Origin of the sequence: Pseudalkalibacillus salsuginis (assembly GCF_021646685.1) — a bacterium.
GTDB classification, from domain to species: Bacteria; Bacillota; Bacilli; order Bacillales; family Fictibacillaceae; genus Pseudalkalibacillus; species Pseudalkalibacillus salsuginis.
In genome coordinates this window covers 204,649-227,621 of the sequence record NZ_JAKJHW010000007.1, presented here as the reverse complement: position 1 = coordinate 227,621, position 22,973 = coordinate 204,649, and the positions used below count along the sequence as shown (strand labels likewise).

The 22,973-nt window shown below is 43.1% G+C and carries 22 protein-coding genes and 1 pseudogene; 13 read left to right on the top strand and 10 right to left on the bottom strand.

What is annotated here, in order from left to right; genetic code table 11:
- The first annotated feature begins 86 nt into the window (after window positions 1-86).
- Entirely contained in the window at window positions 87-560 is a 474-nt protein-coding gene (locus L1611_RS17135; RefSeq protein WP_236314935.1) for a hypothetical protein, read from the top strand.
- Between the two features lie 214 nt (window positions 561-774).
- On the opposite strand, the gene L1611_RS17130 is transcribed toward L1611_RS17135, so the two are convergent.
- Window positions 775-1,950 carry a YhgE/Pip family protein gene (locus L1611_RS17130; protein WP_236314934.1) on the bottom strand — a complete coding sequence of 392 codons (1,176 nt, stop codon included), beginning with the start codon at window positions 1,948-1,950 and terminating at the stop codon, window positions 775-777.
- Between the two features lie 179 nt (window positions 1,951-2,129).
- Between L1611_RS17130 and L1611_RS17125 the strand changes: the two genes are divergently transcribed.
- The 4 genes from L1611_RS17125 (at window position 2,130) to L1611_RS17110 (ending at window position 4,954) form a co-directional block, all read left to right on the top strand.
- Window positions 2,130-2,744: a TetR/AcrR family transcriptional regulator gene (locus tag L1611_RS17125; protein WP_236314933.1), complete on the top strand. Its 615-nt coding sequence runs from the start codon at window positions 2,130-2,132 to the stop codon at window positions 2,742-2,744.
- 131 nt (window positions 2,745-2,875) lie between these two features.
- Window positions 2,876-3,229 carry a PH domain-containing protein gene (locus L1611_RS17120; protein ID WP_236314932.1) on the top strand — a complete coding sequence of 118 codons (354 nt, stop codon included), beginning with the start codon at window positions 2,876-2,878 and terminating at the stop codon, window positions 3,227-3,229.
- 310 nt (window positions 3,230-3,539) lie between these two features.
- Window positions 3,540-4,139, top strand: coding sequence for a flavodoxin family protein (locus L1611_RS17115; protein ID WP_236314931.1), 600 nt, complete (start codon window positions 3,540-3,542; stop codon window positions 4,137-4,139).
- Window positions 4,140-4,459: 320 nt separating this feature from the next.
- A complete protein-coding gene (locus L1611_RS17110) occupies window positions 4,460-4,954 on the top strand; it encodes a S4 domain-containing protein (protein ID WP_236314930.1) in 495 nt (164 codons plus the stop codon).
- 145 nt (window positions 4,955-5,099) lie between these two features.
- Here L1611_RS17110 and L1611_RS17105 read toward each other — a convergent pair whose 3' ends face one another.
- Together L1611_RS17105 and L1611_RS17100 are read right to left on the bottom strand one after the other, a co-directional pair.
- Window positions 5,100-5,282 (bottom strand): YciI family protein, encoded by a 183-nt coding sequence (locus L1611_RS17105; RefSeq protein WP_236314929.1) that lies wholly within the window; start codon window positions 5,280-5,282, stop codon window positions 5,100-5,102.
- A gap of 187 nt (window positions 5,283-5,469) precedes the next feature.
- Window positions 5,470-6,384, bottom strand: coding sequence for a LysR family transcriptional regulator (locus L1611_RS17100; protein WP_236314928.1), 915 nt, complete (start codon window positions 6,382-6,384; stop codon window positions 5,470-5,472).
- 272 nt (window positions 6,385-6,656) lie between these two features.
- Here L1611_RS17100 and ggt point away from each other — a divergent pair, with 272 nt between their 5' ends.
- Window positions 6,657-8,426, top strand: coding sequence for a gamma-glutamyltransferase (ggt, locus tag L1611_RS17095; RefSeq protein WP_407681742.1), 1,770 nt, complete (start codon window positions 6,657-6,659; stop codon window positions 8,424-8,426).
- 19 nt (window positions 8,427-8,445) lie between these two features.
- Here the strand turns inward: ggt and L1611_RS17090 are convergent, their stop codons facing one another.
- A complete protein-coding gene (locus L1611_RS17090) occupies window positions 8,446-8,625 on the bottom strand; it encodes a hypothetical protein (RefSeq protein ID WP_236314927.1) in 180 nt (59 codons plus the stop codon).
- A 143-nt stretch (window positions 8,626-8,768) separates the two neighbouring features.
- Here L1611_RS17090 and L1611_RS17085 point away from each other — a divergent pair, with 143 nt between their 5' ends.
- From L1611_RS17085 to L1611_RS17070, 4 genes and pseudogenes are all read left to right on the top strand, one after another.
- A complete protein-coding gene (locus L1611_RS17085; RefSeq protein ID WP_236314926.1) occupies window positions 8,769-9,491 on the top strand; it encodes a DUF1385 domain-containing protein in 723 nt (240 codons plus the stop codon).
- 126 nt (window positions 9,492-9,617) lie between these two features.
- A complete protein-coding gene (gene rlmD, locus L1611_RS17080) occupies window positions 9,618-10,991 on the top strand; it encodes a 23S rRNA (uracil(1939)-C(5))-methyltransferase RlmD (protein WP_236314925.1) in 1,374 nt (457 codons plus the stop codon).
- 18 nt (window positions 10,992-11,009) lie between these two features.
- Window positions 11,010-11,177, top strand: a pseudogene (locus L1611_RS17075) (IS1595 family transposase); the annotation flags it as partial.
- A gap of 112 nt (window positions 11,178-11,289) precedes the next feature.
- Window positions 11,290-11,856 (top strand): GNAT family N-acetyltransferase, encoded by a 567-nt coding sequence (locus tag L1611_RS17070; protein WP_236314924.1) that lies wholly within the window; start codon window positions 11,290-11,292, stop codon window positions 11,854-11,856.
- 164 nt (window positions 11,857-12,020) lie between these two features.
- Here the strand turns inward: L1611_RS17070 and L1611_RS17065 are convergent, their stop codons facing one another.
- From L1611_RS17065 to L1611_RS17050, 4 genes are all read right to left on the bottom strand, one after another.
- On the bottom strand, window positions 12,021-13,094 hold the full coding sequence (locus L1611_RS17065; RefSeq protein ID WP_236314923.1) for a hypothetical protein: 1,074 nt from the start codon (window positions 13,092-13,094) through the stop codon (window positions 12,021-12,023).
- Between the two features lie 88 nt (window positions 13,095-13,182).
- Window positions 13,183-14,247: a sensor histidine kinase gene (locus L1611_RS17060; RefSeq protein WP_236314922.1), complete on the bottom strand. Its 1,065-nt coding sequence runs from the start codon at window positions 14,245-14,247 to the stop codon at window positions 13,183-13,185.
- Entirely contained in the window at window positions 14,244-14,960 is a 717-nt protein-coding gene (locus L1611_RS17055) for a response regulator transcription factor (RefSeq protein ID WP_236314921.1), read from the bottom strand. Before L1611_RS17055 ends, L1611_RS17060 begins: the two co-directional genes overlap by 4 nt.
- A gap of 231 nt (window positions 14,961-15,191) precedes the next feature.
- Window positions 15,192-15,758, bottom strand: coding sequence for a TetR/AcrR family transcriptional regulator (locus L1611_RS17050; protein ID WP_236314920.1), 567 nt, complete (start codon window positions 15,756-15,758; stop codon window positions 15,192-15,194).
- Between the two features lie 169 nt (window positions 15,759-15,927).
- On the opposite strand from L1611_RS17050, the gene L1611_RS17045 reads away from it, so the two are divergent.
- Together L1611_RS17045 and L1611_RS17040 are read left to right on the top strand one after the other, a co-directional pair.
- Window positions 15,928-17,985, top strand: coding sequence for an efflux RND transporter permease subunit (locus L1611_RS17045; RefSeq protein WP_236314919.1), 2,058 nt, complete (start codon window positions 15,928-15,930; stop codon window positions 17,983-17,985).
- A gap of 2 nt (window positions 17,986-17,987) precedes the next feature.
- Window positions 17,988-19,784 (top strand): YhgE/Pip domain-containing protein, encoded by a 1,797-nt coding sequence (locus L1611_RS17040; RefSeq protein WP_322972570.1) that lies wholly within the window; start codon window positions 17,988-17,990, stop codon window positions 19,782-19,784.
- A 74-nt stretch (window positions 19,785-19,858) separates the two neighbouring features.
- Here L1611_RS17040 and L1611_RS17035 read toward each other — a convergent pair whose 3' ends face one another.
- Window positions 19,859-20,434 carry a TetR/AcrR family transcriptional regulator C-terminal domain-containing protein gene (locus L1611_RS17035; RefSeq protein WP_236314917.1) on the bottom strand — a complete coding sequence of 192 codons (576 nt, stop codon included), beginning with the start codon at window positions 20,432-20,434 and terminating at the stop codon, window positions 19,859-19,861.
- Window positions 20,435-20,752: 318 nt separating this feature from the next.
- On the opposite strand from L1611_RS17035, the gene L1611_RS17030 reads away from it, so the two are divergent.
- Entirely contained in the window at window positions 20,753-21,415 is a 663-nt protein-coding gene (locus L1611_RS17030) for a class I SAM-dependent methyltransferase (RefSeq protein ID WP_236314916.1), read from the top strand.
- A 79-nt stretch (window positions 21,416-21,494) separates the two neighbouring features.
- Here the strand turns inward: L1611_RS17030 and L1611_RS17025 are convergent, their stop codons facing one another.
- Window positions 21,495-22,664 (bottom strand): DUF4317 domain-containing protein, encoded by a 1,170-nt coding sequence (locus L1611_RS17025; protein WP_236314915.1) that lies wholly within the window; start codon window positions 22,662-22,664, stop codon window positions 21,495-21,497.
- Window positions 22,665-22,973 lie beyond the last annotated feature (309 nt).

The following is a 22,973-nucleotide window of genomic DNA, read 5'->3' as shown; positions in this document are numbered from 1 at the left end:
CGAAGATGTCGTATGTAACTTACAGTGTCAATAACCAGAGGAATGGATCAATACGTTCTATCTATAAAAAATGAGGAGGAACTGAGTTGAACAATACCTTAGTGGAAGCTGTGAAGACATTATTGAAGGAAACCTTTGATGGACCTGAAGGGAATCAAAGCTGGTACACAGAGTCAAAACCAGGGAGCGGAATCTTCGGTACACTTGAAATGTTATCAGCAGAAGAAGCATCTATCCCGATCCAGGGGACGACCATCGCGGCTCACACGGATCACACCCGCTATTATTTATGGATGGCGAACACCTACTTGAAAGGCGAGAAGCCGAACCTGAATTGGGGCGAGTCCTGGAAGATCACTTCCGTAGATCAGATCACATGGCAACAATTCAAAGAGGAACTCAAGTTAGAGTACAAAGCGCTGTTGGAAAAAATCGAACTCATCGATATACCGGATGAGCAAACCGCAAATGGAATCCTGGGTTCTTTAGCCCACTCAGCCTATCATCTCGGGGCGATCCGCCAAATGGTGAAGGTAATCAAAGTTCCAAGCCAATCTTGAAGTTAATAGACCAAAATAGAACCAGCGATCTTCATACAGATTGCTGGTTCTTTTCTTCATTTGTTGTGGGTAGAACGCTTCTTTTTAAAACCATGTGCTCGCCAAAACCTTGACAACAAAAAAAGAGGAAAACATTAAAAGAAATAGGTGTACCAGGCACCAATTGAAAGTCCTTGCGCCGCAAGGCTTTCAAAATGGTGCCTGGTACCGGCTATCAATCAGTACTGATACTATTCTGGTCAGCCGCTTTACGCTCTGGTTTGAACACTGCTGATAGCATGAGCAGGAATCCGGCCAAACCTGTGTAACCAAGCACACCGATGCCATTTTCCAAAGGATTTGATCCAAAGAATAATACATCTTTAAATGCCTCTACACTGAATCGGAATGGGATCCAGGAATACAACCAGTCTCTCGTGATATCCGGTAGAACCTCGGGTGGCAAAGTAAGGATCGGCATAGCAAAGAAAAGAAGCAAAATGATAAGTGGGGCTGCTGCATATCCGATCCAGTTCAAAAGTGCGCCCTGGATGAAAAAGAATATCAATCCTGTGAACAATAGGAGCATGAACATTTCACCGTTATTTGTAATGGCAACGTCGAGTACTCCTTCCGTCAACCATAATACGAGGCCACAAATCGAAGCAACGAATACCAGTCCGCCTAATAGCTGACTGAGGATCGCCGAGAAGTTCCATTTTCCTGGCTCAAGTTTTTTGATAACCGTATAAATGATCATCGAACTAATGAATGTCGTAATCCAAAGGATCTGGGTGAATAAAGCTGGGGTATTTCCGTTGGCTGTATGACTGCCTGCCTGATTCAGTTTCTCTTTCCTCACTTGGACCGGTTGGGAAAGTATCTTCGACTGCTCGACGGACATTGTTGATTGTGCCCTGTCGATTTGACCGTATAAATTTTGTTGAACCTGTTGATTGAAATTAGAAAGGATCCCGCTAGTAACCTGGTCAGCCATCGTCGCTCCGGTCATGTTCATCCCTTCGTTGATGAAGATTTCGACTTCCGGCTGCATTGGTTTTTCGCTTAATAAAGAAAAAATATTTTGAGACAAGTCACCCGGGATGACAATGGCTGCGTAATACTCCTTCTCGTTCATCCCTTGGACTGCACCCTCCCGACTGTTAAGAAATGTCCAGTCGATGGACGCTTTTTCATTCTTTTTAAGCTGATCCTCAAGGATTTTCCCAAAATTCATCTTTTGGCCGTTTGGCAGGGTTACACCTTCATCCTGTACAACGACCGCAAGCGGCATTTCTTTTAATGTCGGGTTCACAGTAGACCCCATGAATGCGAAGGTAAAGATAAAGACCGCCAATAGAATTCCGACAAATCCACCCCAAAATAGTTTTTGCTTAAAGAATTTTTTCATTAAAATTTCACTCCCCTTTGTCCGACAAAATGTTGATTAATTAACAAAGTGTCGTATATGATGAATTATAGAAGATTCAATTCAACATTCAATAACCAATCATTTATGATTCGTATGATATACGACATCCCATAGCGTACTGTTGATTAATTTACAAAAAAGAAATAGGGGAGTGAAAGATGAGCAAAAAAATGGACTTGCGTGTAAAAAGAACAAGGAAGCTGATCAATGAGGCATTTTTGAAATTGATCCAGCAAAAAGGATTCGACTCTGTGACGATTCAAGACATAGCTGAGGAAGCCCTCATCAACAGGGGGACCTTCTACCTCCATTATGAGGATAAGTATGACCTGCTTGAAAAAATCAGCAGGTCCGCCATCGATGAGTTGACAAGTGTACTTAATCCCGTGCTTCACGTTAAGGAACATGAAGTACAAATCGAAAAACTGCGGACGACCATTGAAAAAGTATACGAAAGCATGGAAAAAAATCAGGTTTTCTATACTGTAATGTTTGGCGAGCATGGGGTCTACAATTTCCGGAATAACCTTGAGGAAGTCATACGGGAAAATTTCAGCAAGAAGATGATTGAACTTGGGGTGCGCCCGGAGGATTTTGAAATCCCCAAAGACTTGATCCTTCACTTTATCAGCGCTGCCTTTGTCGGTGTCGTCCAATGGTGGTTGAAGCAAAGCACGAAACCATCCTCACAGGAAATGGCGATGAAGCTATCCAAGATCATAACGGCCGGACCGATGCAAGCAGCAGGCTTAAAAATAGAAAAACAGCTTTGAGTGTACCAGGCACCACTTTGAATCCGTTATGCCCCAAGGTTTTCAAAAAAGTGCCAGGCACCATTTTGAAACCTTATACTAGGATAGTTCGTAAGTAGTAGTAACTAGAAAAGTATGGGGAGAGAGATAGGATGCAAGTAACGACTAAGCAGGTGAGGATGATGTTAAGGGAGAATGAGCAGATATTGGCTACAAGGCGATGTGCATTGATTACATACATATTTTCGTTTGCACCAAGGCCTGGGATACTGGCTGCTACGACAGACCGTTTGGTATTTGTAGGTGATTACTTGACTAAGCCTGGGGAACTAGTCGAAACATACGATTACCAGACAATCGAAAAATTCCAGTTGAAAAAACACCTGTTCAAGAAGCATTTTTTTCTGAAGGGGAATGGCGATCAGGCCCAGTTCAAATATCTTTCAGACAGCCAACCGCAGGCTTTTGTCGAATTAGTCAACGCACAACGGAAGCATGTCCGGTGAAAAGAGGGAGGAATCATATGCCCAGAGTCAATAAAGGGGACGTGGTACTAGCCTGGCACAATACGAAATGGAAAGCACTTTTCGAACAGGATGAGAAATTATTAAAATCTCTCCTACTCAGTTATTACTAAAGAGTATGAACAATTGAAACATCAGCTGACCACCCGATATCAGAATAACAATAAAGCCAACACAGAGGGAAAGAAACAATTCGTTCGGATGATTTCAGGTAAAAAGTTTTATTAAAAAGTGGATTAGCTTTCCTCTTTTCAGGGAATAGAGGTTTTGAAGTTGAAAAGGAGGAAGAGCTATGTCATCTCTACATACCTTGATACTGAATTGTTCACTGAAAACCGAGGATAACCTTTCCCATACACAAGTATTGACTAATTATTCACTCGAAATTTTACAGGATCACAATGTTTCCTTTGAGATCGTTTGGCTTGCGGATTACAACATCAGCTATTCAACGAACGACGATCCGCCCCTTGACGACAACTGGCCAGAGATTTTCGAAAAGGTGAAAGCCGCCGATATCGTGATTTTCGCGACACCATTATGGATTGAAGAAAAGAGCAGTATCGCAGCCCATGTCATCGAACGGCTTTATGCGGAAAGCGACAACATGATCGAGAATGGACCAGCACTTTTCTACAACAAAGTAGGCGGAGTTCTCATCACCGGAAATAATTACGGTGCAAAACAAGCTGCCCAGTCGATTCTGCATGCGTTATCCCATATCGGGTTTACGATTCCGCCAAACGGTGATTCGTATTGCATTTGCAAGGAGTGCGAAACACCAGTCAATGAGAAGGCAATCAAGAAGATGAGCAACAACCTCGTTTACTTTGCCGGACTTTTAAAGGACTATCCAATCCCGGCCCAGGAGAATTCGCTCGAACAAATTTAGATTGAAAAATATTCCACTATCATGTAAACTGAATCTAATCTATTTGGAGTGAAAGGATCAGGTTACATTTATGCCAACATACACTTTGTAATGGAACACAATTTGGATATGGACTCGCCTGAAGCGGCTTTTCTCAAAGCTTGCTGAACGGGAGTAGTCTGTCTAAATCCCATTACGAAGGAACGTAACCAATTTCTGCAGCATGCATGAAACTGAGGTTCCCTTAGGGTGCCTCTTTTTATTTTGGTTAAAAACTTCATACTGCAAGATCTCCAAATAGAAGCGTTACGTTTCCTTACATCTAAATAGAGGTGAAGGAAATGCAGAAGGTCCAATTGAAATGGAAGCTTCAAGAAACGAAGGATTATTCAGTCCAAAGACATTGCAGCAATTGCGGCAGGACCGTACGATTCACTGATACGATGATCCGCCGCCATAACGCGAACGGGAAAAACATCTACCGGTTCGCCATCTATAAATGCGACAAGAACCATACGTGGAACAAGAAGCTCGAAATCTATCAGGCTTATACCGAACACGCGAGAGTGGTAGAGGAGCCGTCAGAACAACCCAGCCAGCTCACTATAATCAACATAAAAGACTACCAAACCATCGGCATTGAAAAAATCACCATTACACTGGCCGACGTCCAAGGCAAGTTCCGAGTCGATAAAATCATCGCCGATCAAATCAAAGACTGGAGCAGGACCGATATCATCAAACGTATCCAGGAAGGCAAAATCCGCATCAACAACGAACCGGCAAAACCCTCCACCAGACTAAAAACAGCGGATGAAATCCAGATTGACCTCTAAAAGGTATACTATTGTTTCAAATTCTCTTGAGTTTGTGGTGTGTCAACAAGCCAATTGTTTTCGTCATTTGCATCAATAAATTCAGTAACATCATAGGTTCCATAATACTGTTCCTCAATGAACGGGTCTTTGCTGACAAGGGTCTTCACTTGTTCGAAGAATGGCACCTGAAGATCATCATTGCGCCATCCTTATCTACAAAAGGGCCGCACATGATTAAAGATCCGTTCTGGTTCATAAATTTCAAATAATCGACATGCCTATGTAACAGATCATCAGTCAATTCGCCTTCTATCTTTTTACTAAGCGTCACTAAAAATGTTTTCAATGTCATTCCTCCTTTTGAAATTTTTAAATATTGGCCCTGTGATCCTTCATTATAGTTTTTTGAAGGAATCAAGCCTCCTGCCTCAGGTCTAGCCTGAGGCTTTTCCCACAGGGTTAACAACGCTTAATTAAAGTCCATAATAGGTTGTCAATTTAGGAAGCTCCCAGCCAATTTACTCGGGGGCTTTTTACGTGCTCCTCATCATCTCGCAACCTTGCAGGATGTTCAGAAAACGCTGGGTGACGAGAGGGACGTAGGATTCTATTTTCCAAATGACCGAGATGGAACTGTATGACTGATCCCCATCAATATCGATCGCTTTTATTCGGTAGGATTGGATCAAATGATACATGTCCCTCGGCATCAAGGTGATCCCCAGCCCATTGGAAACGAGCGTCGAAATCGTCAGGATTTCCGGCCCGCCGCCGATCGTATTCGGTATGAAGCCTGCAGAAAGGCAAGCCCTCTCCAACAAGTAAAAGAGGGACGGCGCTTCCTTCTCGTCATAATGGATGAAAGGCTCATTCCTCAGCTCGTATAAATCGATAGAGGATCGCTCAGCTATCGGGTGTTCAGCGGAAACGATGACCTGCAGAGGATGGCGCTCGAATTCCAGCATATCCAGCCCGCGATCATCCAATCGTTTTACATCGATGGGCGTCCGGATCAAGGCAAGATGGGACCGTTGGCTTTCCACTAGTTCAATCGCTTTTGAGGAGGTGACCTCTTGCAGATAAAATTCAAAATCATGCAACTCTGCTTGCAATTGTTTCAAGGCGGTCGGAATCAGGTTGCTTGCGGCAGAAGGAACAGTCGCGATCCGGAGTGAAGCACTCGGCAGTTGTTGGTTTTCTTTCAGTTCCGTAATGACGTTCTCGATATGTTCGAATGAGGGCTGGAGGCTTTTTACGAGATACTCACCTTCTTCCGTCAATGTCACTTTCCTTGTTGAGCGATTCAACAGCTTGATACCCAATTCATTTTCCAAACTCGTTATTTGCTGGCTCAACCCTGGCTGTGAAATATTCAACGACTCGGAAGCTTTGCTGAAATTCAACGTTTTAGCCACTTCTAAAAAGTAACGAAATGCAAGTAAATTCATCGAAAACCTCCTTAATAACCAGCTATTTTACAAGATAATGGGAAAATCGTATTATTTTTCAATCGGTATCGTAAAGAAGTGTCAGATCGTGGAGGAAAGGGCGATGATTTATAGGCGGATTAGCACAGATCGATGACTTCATTACAATGATAAAGTCCCGTATATAAGTAAGGCTTATAAGTTCATAACCATATTATATCAATCCGACTAAGGTTTTGATGATAAAATTTATAATAATTCTAAATATTTTAAATTCAGGAGGGGATTGTAAAATGACGAAGTTGTATTGGAAGAAGTTCACGTACGCACTCTTGGCTTTCGTTCTACTATTTTCGATGGCTCCAGCCTCAGGTATAGCGAAGAAAGACAATCCTGAGGAATTTAAAGAATACGATGTCGGTACACACGGTATGGTGTCCACTTCCCATACGCTGGCATCAAAGGTCGGAGCTGACGTCTTGAAAAAAGGCGGGAATGCTGTCGACGCTGCAGTAGCGATCCAATTTGCGCTGAACGTCGTCGAACCGATGATGTCTGGAATCGGTGGCGGTGGCTTTATGATGGTTTATGATGCCGAGGCAGAGGACGTCACGATCATCAACAGCCGGGAAAGAGCATCTGCAGGAGCAGAGCCAGACATGTTCCTTGATGAAAATGGAAGGATCATCCCGTTTGGAGAACGTTCGAGACATGGAAATGCGGTTGGCGTGCCTGGTACATTGAAAGGTCTGGAAACCGCCCTTGAAAAATGGGGGACAAGACCGATGGAACAGTTGATCACCCCTGCGATCCATCTGGCGGATAAAGGTTTTGCAATCGATGAATACCTTGCCCGTATGATTGCCTCAAATGAGGACAAACTGTCAGCGACTGCTGCCAAAGATGTCTTTTTACCGGATGGCGAACCGCTTGAAGCCGGGGAATGGCTACAGCAAAAAGACCTTGCGAAAACGTTGAAGCTGATCCGTTCGAATGGAACCGAAGCGCTCTATAACGGAGAAATCGGACAGGCGCTAGCAGACACGGTCCAGGACTTCGGCGGAACGATGACTCCAGAAGACTTAGCGAATTATGATGTGACCGTTGATGAACCTGTATATGGTGATTATAAAAATTACGAGATTGCCAGCATGCCGCCCCCTAGCTCGGGTGGTCTGACATTGTTGCAAATGCTGAAGCTGTTAGAAGACTTCGATATCGGCCAATACGGAGAAAATTCCGTCGAGAAATACCATCTTTTATCGGAAGCGATGAAAGTAAGTTATGCGGACCGAGCTGCCTATATCGGCGATCCTGAATTTGTCGATGTGCCGATGCATGGCATGCTCCATCCGGATTATATTGAAGAAAGACGAGCCCTGATCGACTTGAATGAGGCGAACCGGAATGTCGAAGCAGGCGACCCGTGGCAATATGAAGAGGCTGACCCTGCGATGGATGTCGTCGAGCAAGCAGACGATAAAGAAATGGGAGAAACTACTCACTTCACTGTTGCGGATAAATGGGGCAACGTCGTTTCCTATACGACAACGATCGAGCAAGTGTTTGGTACAGGCATCATGGTACCAGGTTATGGTTTGATGCTGAACAATGAAATCACGGATTTTGATGCGCGTCCAGGCGGAGCGAATGAAGTGCAGCCGAACAAACGCCCGATGAGCAGCATGACCCCTACGATGGTTCTTGATGACGGGAAACCGATTTTGACACTCGGTTCACCGGGCGGACCACGGATCATCGTATCAGTCCTCCAAGTCTTCCTGAACCTAGTCGAGTATGACATGGAGCTGAAAGAAGCAATCGAAGCACCAAGGATTTATAACTCGCACACTTCAGCAATGAACTGGGAACAAGGAATTTCAGCAGAAGTACGGGAGCAGCTGGCGGATATGGGTCATAATATCGGCTCTTCAACGACGATCGGAAACGTCCAGAGTATCCAAATCGATTATGACAAAGGCCTGTTCTACGGGGCATCCGACTCCAGAAGGATCGGAGCCGCCATTGGAATCAACGAACCTGGAAAGGGTCACTCGAAATAAGAAAAACAGCCCTGAGCGTTCATCGCCTGGGGCTGATTTTTTTGGTATTTTTAACGATATAGTGACGTAAGGTACGATAGATGAAGCTTCCGCTAAAAAAACCAATCGCATAGATGACCCCGACTTGTAGGCCTTCTTGAAAATAACCGACCGCAAACCCGACGATGGCCATCATCAGGGGGATAAAGATGATATTCATAAGAACCTCCTCCATTCACGTCCATACTGTCTTTATGCCCAATTTCTGTTAAATGGAAAACAAGTTAACCTTTTTAATTGTTGTATAAATATTCAGATTATTGTACACTGGTACTATCCGAAATCAAAAGGAATGTGATGTTGATGCAGGTATATAAAGGTGGAGCTGCTGGACTGAACAGCGTCTTGTTCATCGGGAAAAAATTCCGTGTGAAAGCAATCTACAACAACGGATCGTTTCAATCAAAGGTTGAAGCCATACATAATAATGAAGGCAAGCTGGATTCGGTTCTCAACAAGATCCCTTTCGTCAGAGGTGTCTGGTCGATCGTCAAAGCGATGATGAATGTGTATAAGCAGCTCATTTTAGCTTTCGCGACACTTCTTTTAGCAGGAAAAGTTCTGCCAAGCGGAACAAGTACCAGTCGTCTGCCACTGCTGGAAATGGAATGGCTCTTTTCTTTTGCAGCGATTGCGCTTGCTGCCGTTGTCATTAAATTCACGAGCATCTCCAAGTATCACGCGGCTGAACATATGGTCGCACATTGTGAAGACAAGAACCTTCCTCTCACCTATGAGAATGTCGCGAAGCAGCCGAGGGTCCATCCACGGTGTGGGACGAATCTTGTTGTGTTCATCATCTTCAATACCACCATCCTGTCCTTTTTTATGGAAAATATGGTCCTCAACATGCTCATCGCATGGAGTATCGGCTATGAAATGTTCCGTATGAAGAGAAGCCGCATGACGCTCTTCTATAAGGTCGGTTCCTTTCTTCAATACGTTTGTTTCACTTCAAAACCTGAAGAGAAGCATCTGAATATCGCCATCGAAAGCATGAAAACTCTTAAAAGTGTAGAAGCATAATCCATACAATCAGAAGCTCCCAGCTAGTCGTTGGGAGCTTTTTCGCGCTAGTCTGTATTTTGTTTATTGGCTTCCGGATGTGCTACAATCAGATAAGAATTTTACGAGCGGAAGAAGGAAAATCACATGGCAAAACAAGCCTTACCTGTACAAAAAAACGATATCATCAACGTCACGTTCGAAGACCTGTCCCATGATGGCGCGGGAGTGGCGAAGGTTAACGGCTACACGCTTTTCGTCCCGAGAGGCCTTCCTGGTGAAGAGGCGAAGGTCAAAGTCATCAAGACGAAGAAGGGCTTTGGGTTCGGCAAACTGTTGGAGGTAACAAAGGAAAGCGGGCACCGTACGATACCGCCATGCCCGATCTACGAGCAGTGCGGCGGCTGTCAGCTTCAGCACCTCACCTATGAAGGGCAGCTCGAGTACAAACGAAAACAAGTACAGGACGTCATGGAGCGGATCGGTAAGCTGAAGGATGTCACGATTCATCCTGTCCTCGGAATGGATGATCCATGGCGCTACCGGAACAAAGCCCAAGTGCCAGTCGGTGAGGAAGAAGGCGGACTGATCACAGGCTTCTATCAAAAGGGAAGCCACCGGATCATCGATATGAAGGAATGCCTGATCCAGCAGGAAGCAAATGACCTAGTCGTGCAGACGGTAAAAGAGATCGCCAAAAAATACGGCATCCGGGCGTATGACGAACGGACCCATAAAGGGACACTCCGCCACGTCATCGCGAAGTACGGCCAAAACACCGGTCAGATCATGGTCGTCCTCGTCACGAAAGGAAAAGAGCTACAGAACAAAAAGAACATCATCGCAGACATCGTCGATCAGATTCCGCATGTTAAATCGATCGTCCAAAACATCAATCCGAAAAAGACGAATGTTATCTTCGGCGATCAGACAGGCATCCTTTGGGGAGATGAGTACATTTACGATACGATCGGCGACATCCAATTCGCAATATCAGCCCGTTCGTTCTATCAAGTGAACCCGACGCAAACGAAAGTGCTCTATGACAATGCATTGGAGTATGCACAGCTTAAGGCAAACGAAACGGTGATCGACGCTTATTGCGGCATCGGGACCATATCATTGTTCCTCGCCCAAAAAGCGAAGAAGGTATACGGCGTCGAAATCGTTCCAGAAGCGATTGAAGATGCCAAACGGAATGCGGAACTGAATGGGATGACGAACGTGGAGTTTGAAGTCGGGGAAGCGGAAGCGATCATCCCGGCCTGGTATGAAAAAGGGATCAAAGCCGACACGATCGTCGTCGACCCGCCACGGAAAGGCTGCGACGAAACCCTGCTTAACACGATCCTGGACATGAAACCGAACCGGGTTGTCTATGTATCCTGCAACCCAGCAACCCTTGCCCGTGATCTCGCCATACTTGAACAAGGTGGCTACAAAACCGAACAAATCCAACCCGTCGACATGTTCCCCCATACGACACATGTGGAGTGCTGTGTGTCGCTCGTAAAGAAGTAGCATAGTAAGAGTCGCATTGGCGTGGCAACGAAGTACCTCGACCATTATTTGAGTTGGTTTGAATTCCTTGACCAAATTAAACATCGTAATGACGACATCACCGTTAGTAAAATGATTGTGGAAAGCTGCCCGTTCTCAACGGATGCGACCTATGACAAACTTAGGTTGTTGAAATTTTCCAAATGAGCAAAAAAGAGTAAATAATGAAAGGTGTGATGTCTTATGGCATATAAACTAAATCATATTAACAAAGCAGGTTTCGTCTTTAGGAAAAAGTCAATGCAGAGGAGATGTCACATTGAAATTGAAAGAGGAAAAATTTGAGTATATTTCAAAAACAGAAAGATTAGTAATAAGACCATTAAAGAAAGACGACTATGAAAATTGGTTAAATGAATTTGAAAACCGTTATCCATCTCAAAATCGCCATGATAAAGGAAAAATCGATATGAGTGAATGTACATTGGAGTGGTTTCATAATCTGGTAAATAAACATCAAGAGTTAGCACTTACAGATACTGCTCACGTATTTGGTGTGTTTAGAAAAGAAGATGGTACGCATCTAGGTATGGTTGATTTTACAACCTTAGCAAGAGATGATTTCCAATGGGGAAGGATAGGATATACCATCCATAATCAGTATTGTAGAAGAGGGTACGGCAAAGAAGCAGTAAAAGAAGCTCTTAATATGGCATTTAAACATTTGAAATTCCACCGTATAGAAGCCCATATTAACCTTGATAATACACCTTCTATGAAATTAGCTGAAAGTGTAGGTATGGAATTCGAATGTATTCGAAAAGGTTTTATATACGAATATGATGAGTGGACCGACCATTTAGTTTATTACAAGAACTCAAAGTAATCTATTCCAACAGTCGGGAGCCTTAATTGAACAAGGGACTCCCAAAAAACGGAGTTCCCCATTTTTATTTATAAAAATCAACATTATTCTTTAACATAGCTAAAAATAAAGAAGTTTTCAAGCAATACTAAGCTTGGAAGTCTCCCACTGACTATGAGCTTTACTCACCGGCCGCACTCGTTACAGCGAACTCTCCTGCGGTAATAATAGCAGACGACAGCGCCTCCGAGAGCAATCCCCCAAACCGGAAACAACAAGAGTGGCGTTACGGCCCCCCAGTCCGGTGTCGCATCGCTAATCTTGAAATCGCAAACGACTTGCATCCCCATAACTGTAATCAATACAGAAACAAGACCTGCAGGGACAATCGCCACAGCGGGAGGGACACGTTTCCCTCCTGCAAATGGAATCCACTTGGGAAAGACTTCCCCCCATGGGCTAATCAATCCATGAGTAAGAATGGCTCCGCCTATCGATACGAAGGCGAGTCCTGCCCCAGCCGATATGGCACCTGTCTCCTTCAGAATTTGAAATTGCTCCCCCGATATGCCAAGTGGTATGCCCAACAACCATGCCAAGCGGGTAATATCGTAAAAGAGGGGCGCAATGATCGCAACATAAGTGATCCATCTTCCCCATCGTTCCACCTTGATCATTGACTTCCGCCTGTTACCGTCTTCTGCAATTCCGCAATGCAGGCAGGCATTCCTGAATTGGCGCTGCAGCGACACTGCTGCCGCTCCCCAAAGCAATCCGCCCGTCAAGCAAATCCACTGATTAATAATGGGCCATGTGATTGTATCCAGGTATTCGCTCCATATTCCTCCGCCGAATATGCCGCCGATCAAGGCAACTGGCGCGTATGCCACCCCGATCAGCAGCCTGGCATCTGGAATGGTGAGACAGAGAATAACCGCCATGCTCCATGAGAATCCAATGATGATCCTACGTACGAATCGACTCGACATTCTGCCAAACGAGAGGAGTGCGATGATACCTAGTACGCTGAGAATCGCAATGACCGCCCCTGACATTTCAGAAGAGGCATGGCGATAAAAAGAGCCGGCGGCATCTTGATCCAAACCGAATGGATATCCCTCACCGCCAATCGACCAGTACATCCCTAGCCCACCATAAATGAATGTCCAAAGGATAACCGCATACCGGATCCACCGTGTTTTTATGGCACTAATAGTCTTCTTACCTGCCCCTGTACTTAAGCTGCTTTGAAAGCCCATCTTTATCCCATCTCCTTATCTGCTTTTCCTTAGTATAGGAACCGCAAGTAAACAGGAGGTAAACACGGGATCAACTTCATCTTAACTTTTAACCCGTTACTTGGAGCTTAATTGTTATGGACGTCCCTTCATTTGGTCTGCTGCTCATTTTTAATTCACCGCCATGGGCATGGATGATCTGTTTGGCGATAGAAAGCCCTAATCCCTCCCGTTTGGGAATTGTTGCCGCATCCACTTGAACGCCACTTTCAATGAAACCTACTCCGTTATCCCGAATTCTACATTCCGCTGTATTGCCTTTTTCAACTGATATGAAAACCGCAATTTCGGTTCCTTCCGGATTGTGGATTACCGCGTTAACGAGCAAATTACGGATCGCCCGTGTCAGTAATTTCGGATCGATGTCAGCTATGATGCGTCTCTGATCCGAATCCATCGTGAACTGATGACCATTCGCCCATGGTGCACTGCTAATGTCCGCCACCGCTCTACGAACAAGTTCAATTAAATCTGACTTCTCTTTTTTTAACGGAAGCTGACCTTGAATGTTCTCATTAAGATCGTGTACCAGTTCCTGCAAATGGATAGCCTTCTGCTCAATGATGGACAGATACTCTCTTCGTTCCACTTCAGTCAAGTTGTACTCTTGATTCATCAAAATGGTGGAATAGCCGGTTATGTAGGTTAATGGCGTTTTCAGATCATGAGATATCCCGCGAATCCATTCCTCTTTCGCTCGTTCGGATTCTCGCAGATCTTCTTCATTCTTTTGAAGTGTGGCAGCAAGTATCTGTAAATGCTCAAACACTTCACGATAGACCGAATATGGGATTTTCAACGATCCGCTTTTACGCCTACGAATCTCCTCCCATCGCAAGGGAGTATCGTATTGGCCGTTCGCTAGTCGTTTAATCCAAACAATTATGAAATAGATCGGCCTGCCCAAGTACCAACCCGTCACAAGTAAAGTCAGTAGAAAAAGGACACCGCACAAGACTTGAACGAAAATCGCATACCTATTTAGACTATTCTCGTCCGCACCAGCTTCCGGCCAAATCAAATAAATCGCCGCAATCACAATAGCTTGAACCACAGTAAACAGCAAAAAAAAGGCCGACAACAACTGTAGAGCAATACGCAACATAAACTTCATCTTAAACTCCTTGTAGGCGGGACGAACTTGTACCCAATGCCTCGTAAAGTGACAATCAGCTTAGATACAGACGGATCGGCCTCGAGCTTCTTTCTCAATCTGGAGATGTGGATCACAACAGTCTTCTCATCCCCATCCACCATCGTCCCCCATACCTGCTCATATAATTGCTGAACGGTAAATACACGATTCGGATGCTTGCAAAAGTAGAGCAGCAGCTCAAACTCTTTGGCCGGACAAGGCACTTCCTCATCGTTAACGATAAGTTGACCGGTAGTTCGGTTAACCGTAAGTCTGTCGAATTTGTACAGTTCTTCTGTGTTCATCGAGTCTGATGCATAAATGGAGCTCCTTCTTATATGGGCATGAATCCGAGCAACCACTTCCAGCGGATTGAACGGTTTCGTTAAGTAGTCATCTCCTCCCAAATACAAGCCTTGCAGTTTATCTAAATCACTGGAACGAGCAGTGAGGAACAAGATTGGGGTATTACTGGTTTTACGTATTTCCGTACACAATGTGAATCCATCCATGTCGGGAAGCATTACATCTAGTACGATCATATCGAAGCGCACCGCTCGAACTGCTGTAAGTGCTTCGGCAGCCGAGGTTGCTTTTGTAATATGGGTATATCCTTCTCTTCGCAGAAGGTTATCCAACATTACAACAATTCCGTCTTCATCATCGACCACTAATATCGCTTCGCTCCTCATGATACTTGCCTCCCATAATTCTATCTAATCTGAAGTATATGATACTTATTTTACCAAATTATAGAATGAAGACCTATCACCAATATAGAGTATTACGGAATGTCGTTTCATCAGATGCATTTTGCCAAAATAAGCACTCAAGCTATGTAGAGTGTGTTGCAGAGCTCCAAATAAACTAGCTATTGAAAAAGCCCCTGGCAAGTCAGTTGCCAGGGGCTTTATAGCGTGGTTCTATCGAAAATCAGACAATCCTTTGTTTATGAAATTGTTGAGAATTAAGGCTATTTCCTTTGGTGTTTTGTTCATACCGTTTTCCAGCCATTTCTTAATGACATGAATGCTTCCACTCACAAAGAAGATACTGATGTATTCAAACGTTTCCTGATCGAGCTTGTTGCCAATCATCAGGTTTTTGAAGATGAATTGCTTTGTGATCATCATACCCTTCTTTTGAAAGTGGATATTGCTATTTTCACTCAGAAGGGTTTGGCATATATCGCTTTTATCAGCAATATACTCAAGGAGTTTTTCTGTCATCTGGGATGCTTCTTCTTCTTTTGAGAAGTTGTATTCATTCATTGTCACAACCATATCCTCGATAAACTCTTCTTCAATGGAATAAAGAAGGTCGTATTGGTCTGAATAATGGGCATAAAATGTAGAACGATTGATGTCTGCCAACTCACAAAGTTCTTTTATCGTAATAGTGGATATCTGCTTTACCTTCAATAATTCCATAAGACTATCCTTCAAAACCATCCGTGTATATTTTTTCCGTCGATCTATTTTAGCATTCAATCGTCAACGATCCTTTCATTCCGTTTTTAAAAAAGTTCAAAAAGTATCCAACAAAAAATGGTGTTCTGTTGTGTATTCGACGTAATGGACACAACTGTTTGTTGTAAAACCAACACCGTGTTATATAATGATAAAGTGAAAATGCGAAAGACACAAGAGAGGATAAGAGATGTTAACTATTGCAGCACGTATCATAAAACATAAAAAAGCAGTTGTCGTTGCGTTTGCTTTGATTGCGGTCATCTCAACGGTGTCGCAATTTTTTGTATCGGTCAACTATAATATGGTCGACTATTTACCAGATGATGCTCAATCGACTCAGGCGATGGAGATCATGGAAGAGGAATTCACGGGTGATGTTCCAGATACAAGAGTCATGGTTACCGATGTATCAATATCGAAAGCACTCGATTATAAAGAAAAGCTCTCAGCCATTGACGGCGTTTCAGATGTCATGTGGCTAGATGATGTCGTTGATTTGAAGACTCCTCTGGAAATGGCGGACGAAGAGACAGTAGAGCCCTACTACAAAGATGGGAATGCCCTGTTTTCAATCAGTGCGCGCACTGGGGACGAGGTGGAAATAACCGATGCCATTTATAAGCTGATCGGTGAAGAGGGTGCAATTGCAGGTGAAGCGATTAATACGGCAAGCTCTCAAAAAATGGCTGGCCAAGAATCGTTATATGCGGGTCTATTATTAGTTCCGATTATTATCCTGATTCTTGTCATCGCAACGACTTCGTGGGTCGAACCACTGTTTTTCCTAACGGCCATCGGGTTTTCGGTTCTGATCAACTTAGGAACGAATATTTTCATTGGGGAAGTTTCCTTCGTCACCCAGTCGGTGGCTCCGATTTTACAGTTAGCTGTTTCACTCGATTATGCGGTATTTTTACTTCACAGTTTTTCTGATTATCGGAAAACAACCTACAACCCTGAAGAAGCGATGCAGCTTGCGATGATAAAGTCATTCCCGGCCATTACCGCGAGTGCCGCAACCACGTTCTTCGGATTCATCGCCCTTACATTCATGAAGTTTGAGATCGGTTCAGATCTTGGGTTGAATCTGGTAAAAGGTATTGTCCTGAGTTTCATCAGTGTCATGGTATTCTTACCTGCTTTGACCCTATTATTTTATAAATGGATGGATAAGACAAAACATAAAAGTTTCGTTCCTAGCTTCACGGGCATTGGAAAGAAGGTTGTCAAACTAAGAATTCCAAGTCTGCTCCTTGTTTTAGCCATTATCATTCCAGCCTTCTTGGCCCAAAGTAACACTCAATTTGCGTATGGTATTGGAGAAAGTCCGGAAAATACACGGGCCGGCAGTGACTTTAAAAAGATTGAAAAATCATTTGGGGAAACGACGCCAATTGTTCTTCTAGTCCCTAAAGGAGATGTGGCGAAAGAGGCAGAGCTCGTTGAAGATCTAGAAGGTCTCGACCATGTGACGAGCGTAATAGCGTATGTAAATAAGGTTGGCGAGGCAATCCCGCCAGAATATCTAGATGAATCGATTAAGAATGAATTCTATTCTGAAAACTACAGCCGGATTGTGATCAATACGAATCAAGGAACGGAAGGGGATATTCCCTTTTCCATCGTAGAAAAAGTGGAAGATGCGGGTGCGGACTATTATGGAGATCAGGCGCTCAGCTTAGGAGAAAGCGTTACGCTGTATGATATTAAGAATACCGTAACAAAGGACAATAGCGTTGTGAACGTTTTGACGGTCGTTACGATTGCACTTGTACTGCTGTTCAGCTTTAAGTCCATTTCCATTCCAGTGATCTTGCTCATAACGATCCAATCAGCTGTCTGGATCAATTTATCGATTCCATATTTTACAGATACTTTGCTCGTATTTGTCGGTTATTTGATTATCAGTACGGTACAGCTTGCAGCAACAGTGGATTACGCCATTTTATTTACAGAAGCTTATCAGCACCATCGTAAGGAAATGTCTGCTCGAAAAGCAATCGTGAAAACATTGGATGAAAAGACGTTCTCCATATCCATTTCTGCGGGGATATTATCCAGCATCGGCTTTATTTTATGGATTACGTCTTCAAATCCGATCGTTGGATCCATCGGTCTATTACTGGGCAGAGGAGCTTTACTTGCCTTTGTCATGGTAGTGTTATTCTTGCCGGCGATGCTGTTGGTATCCGATAAACTTATACAGAAAACGACCTATAAAGCAAACTTTTATGAGGAGAAATGATGATGAGAAAAAAACAATTATTCTATATTGCGCTCACGTTTATAATCGTCTTGCCTTCATTTCTTAGCCATGCTGCTCTAGCGAATGATGGGAAAAGTGAGGGAAAAGTCACTTCAAAGGAAGAAGTCGTGTATGCAACCTTAACAGCTGATGGAAATCTCGATAACATCTATGTCGTGAATACGCTCGATGTGGCACGGGCTGGAAAGATCCTTGATCTTGGGGTATACAGCAGTGTCAAGAATTTGACTGATCTATCGAAACTCGACCAAAAGGGGCAGACCGTCCGTATGGATGCCCCGGAAGGCAAATTCTATTATCAGGGAAACATGAATGACGAGACAGAAATCCCATGGGATGTAAAGGTTTCGTATTCGTTGGATGGTCATGAAATGAAACCACCCGAACTTGCGGGAAAAACCGGCCATCTCGAGATCAAAATCGATACGGCTAAGAATAACGATGTCGATTCTGTATTCTATGACAACTATTTGTTGCAAGTTTCCTTGAAGCTGCCGAATACGTATCAGAACATTGAAGCCTCAGACGGAATGATCGCAAATGCGGGAAAAAATAAGCAGATTACGTTTACGGTCATGCCTGGAAAAGAGGAAAAGCTCACCGTGGAGGCGGATGTCAAAGACTTTGAATTCCAGGGAGTCGAAATCGCAGCTGTTCCATCCACGGTTCCAATCGATACATCGAAAACTGAAAACATGACAGAGGACATGTCGGAATTACCCAAGGCGATCGGGAAATTGAATAACGGTGTTTCGGATCTGAAAGACGGTGTTTCTGATTTGAACAACGGGGCAGCAAACCTGAGTAAAGGTTCGGCGAACTATAAAAATGGAATAAACCAGTTAGATAGTTCATCATCAAAAATCGTGGGTGCATCCAATTCCATTGGCGAAGCACTTAAGACGATCAATCGTTCCCTTCCGGCGGATTCCGGTGAATTGGACCTATCTGGTCTGAAACAATTGCCGGACGGACTTCGCCAATTAGCGGATGGCCTTACAAAAGCAGCAAATGGCTTATCAACTTTACAAGAGAATTACGCAAAGGCATATGGCGCATTGGATGGTGCGATTGTAGAAATCCCGGCTGAGCAAGTTTCAAAGGAAGAAATCGCTGAATTGTATGCGAGCGGTGCGGATCCGAAGGTCGTTGATAAACTGGTAGATTCCTATAAAGCCGCCCAAAAAGTGAAAGGGACGTATTCCAACGTAAAGGGAGCCTTTGCCGCCGTAGAACCAACATTAAATGAGGTCAGCGGTTCTGTTCAGGAGATGAGTAAGAAACTGAATTCGATCGCAGATGATCTGTCTGGCTCTCTTGAAGGGATGGACATGAGCGGGCTGAGTGAATTGAAGAAAGGCATCTCATCCTTGTCTTCGAATTACAGTGAGTTCCATTCCGGATTAGTTAACTACACAGGAGGGGTAAGTGAGTTATCGTCTTCCTATAACAAGCTGCATTCGGGGATTGATCAATTGGCAGGCGGAACAGGGGGATTAAAGGATGGTGTTGGCGAGCTTCACAACGGAACAAAACAATTGCATCAGGAAACGAAAGACCTGCCAGAACAGATGCAAAAGGAAATCGATCAGATGATCCAGGAATATGATAAATCGGATTTTAAACCGGTATCCTTTGTATCCTCTAAGAATGAAAACGTCTCCTCCGTCCAATTCGTGATCAAAACCAAAAGTATTGAAAAAGAAGAAAAAGAAACAAGAAAAAAAGAACCCGAAGAAAAGAAAGGATTCTGGGAAAAATTGAAAGCCTTGTTTTAGTAGGGACGGTCCTCATGCTTCCTGAGCGTGAGAACCGTTTTTTTTTGGTTTGAAATTCAATCTGAAATTTTTTGTCAATCCACTAATAAACCTGCAAACAAAACTCTTAATCCATATAAAAACTGCTGCTCAAAATCCAAACTAATTTCATATTGCTCTCCGAAAAGTAATCCGAATTGTTTAGCGTCTTCAGAGGAAAAATGCTTTGCACGCTGCTCATCGGCTACAAATGATGTTATGTAATTGTTTACCATATTTGCAGCAGTCAAACAATTTTTATCAGAAACTCCGTACTTGGTAAGAGCAGCTAAAAGAAATTTTATTGCTTTTATTCTGCTGGGTGTGGTCGGAATAGATTGAGCAAAAATGTCTACCGCATCTCTGGTACTTGATAAAACTCTTCGAAATTCTAAAGCAAGGATTGTTATTGCTTCTTTTGCATCATCTATGGTATCAGGAAGAACAATTTCTTGGTTAAGGTGTTCTGCTATCAAATCATATAAACCTTGTTTATCTTTGATATGCCAATACAATGATGCTGCTTTAATGTTAAGCTCTTTTGCTAAAGTCCTCATTGATAAATTGCCTATTCCATCACGATTCAATATATCAAGCGATGCATTTATAATTGCTTCTTTTGTAATAGCCATGAAAACACTCCCCAATTTTAAAAACATATTGACACTAACACTGTTAGATGGTACTCTAACAGTGTTAGCTAAACTAACGGTGTTAGAGGTTTTATTTTAGTCTATTAACTTAAGAAAATCAAATTAAATTGAAACAGACCACATTTCCAGGCAGGATACATGATTTAATAGACGGTTAATCTGTGGTGTACTTCCCTTTTTTGATAATAACGGGTTAAGTCATTACCGGCTTGATTTATGCATTTGTTGGGATCCTGATCCTTTAATTTAACAGTCATGTCTGATTGAAATTAAATAATAAGCAGGTGAAATGTTTTGATGAAAAACATGCGAAAAAATAAAGATGTCGGCATTTATGGCTTAACAGCAAAATGGTATGATAAAAATTCTCGCAAAAGCAGAATGGCAGAAATGCGTAGATATGCTGATGAAGTTGCATCTCAGGTAAGCCAAAATGCAAATATATTGGAAGTAGCACCCGGTCCAGGTTATTTGTCTATAGAACTTGCTAAGAAGGGCTTTGATTTAACGGGAGTCGAGTTAAGCCCTGATTTTGTGAAAATAGCAAAACATAATGCAAAAGAAGCGAATGTTTCTGTTGATTTTAAAGAAGGTAATGCTTCAAACCTCCCTTGTGAAGATCATCTTTTCGATTTTATCGTATGCAGTGCTGCATTTAAGAATTTTAAAGACCCTGTAAAGGCATTATGTGAAATGTATAGAGTGCTGAAACTAGGCGGAACCTCTCTCATAATTGACATGAATTATGAGGCAACACCTGAAGATATTGATATGGAAGTTAGAAAATCAGGCATGAAGGGGTTTGACAAGTATTTTGTGAAATTTGCTTTTAAAACGTTCTTGAAACAAGGTGCCTACACAAAAGAAGATTTCATGGACTTCTTAAAAGAAGCCCCTTTTCAAAATTACAAAATAGTAAAAGAAGGCATTAGTTTATATGTTTATCTTTATAAACTATAGTGGGAACGGTTCTCGTGCTTCCTGAGCATGAGAACCGTTTTTAATGCACTCATGCTTTTTAAGCACGAGAACCGTTTTTTTACTCCCCAAAAGCTTCTGGAAGCATCTTGAATCCCTCAATCTCAGCATCTTCTTCAATTTCGATCATGATACAGCGTTTCCCTTTGTAATTGACCTGTCTCACGTATTCGAGGTCTTGTGGGCTGATGGAGATGTTCGCGACCTTCGTTTGAATTTTGATCGACTTTGATTTGTATTTCGGTACGACGCTGCTTGCTTTCAGTTCATAGGACTCGTTATCGGTGATTCTCTCGAAAGCGGCTTTTACTTTTTCGGAATCGACTTGTTCACCACCACTTTGGTTCAAGACATGCTCCACGTTTTTATAATCGAGCTTCGGTTCTTCATCCTCTTCGTTTTCTTCGACCATCGTGTTGATTTCTCGATAAACGTTCGCAAGAGTAGAGGGGGTGAGCTGGTCGCCCATGACATCCCTCATCACTTCCTCAAACACCTCTTTGTCTTCTTTCGCTGTAATCGTATGTTCACTGTTCAGAACTTCTTCTATGAACCTATGGTCAGGTTCATTCGCTTTCCCTGCAACGTATAAAACATGGTTCACATCCAATGCACCATTGGAGAAGCATGGGAAAAGAAATCCTGTCATCGGGGTGGCGAGGTCAATGACCGAATCTACATCGATGTTGTATTTGAACTGCTTCTCGACATAATCAAACACCAACTCTTTTTTCGCCTCCTGCGTTTTGTTAATGCTGCAAAGGATGAAGGAATGGGAATAAACGGCGTCCCGTTCACTTTCCTCCGCTTCTTCATTACGCGGTTTCATCGGCTTCAAATATTCTGCGCGAATGAAGGTGATGACAACATCCTTTTCATACGGATGGTCTTTGATCATTTTTTCAGTCATCTTCAGCAACTGTTCCTTCCAGTCCTCGACTTCGCTGCTAAGTAACCCTTTATGTAGAATAAGCTGACTGTGATTGTCTGCCTCACGCACGAATTTCAATTCAAATAATTTTTCATCCAATTGTCCTGTCAGCAACTTCTTAAAATTATTGATGAAAAGCTCCTGCTGATCTCTATCCAGCATTTCGAAAGGCTGGCTCTGATGATGGTAAATATCTGTTGTTTCTTTCATGATATACACGTTAAAGATGTCAGAGATCTTTAATAAATCATTATCCACTTTCAGTTGTCTGCGGATACCTGCTATATCTTTTTTATTCATCGACCGTACACTCCTATGCTGCATTTATTGTGAGTTTCATAAAGAACGATTCTTCTATTTTAACATAGGGTTTATGGAGTCAGGCAGATGTGTTAACTATGTAACAGACTTTGGAACTCGATTAAATAAAAGAAGTGGTTCGTAACATTCCTAAATATGAGATGGTGTGCTGTTATAGCTTTACCACTAGGTCAGCACATCCGGCTCCAATTCCGTCGGTACAAGCGCCGACTTTTTTTGATCAAATCAACCACATACCCTTGGAGGGTTGCGGATCTGGCCCTTTTTCTCAAAGGCTTCTTCCAGCGC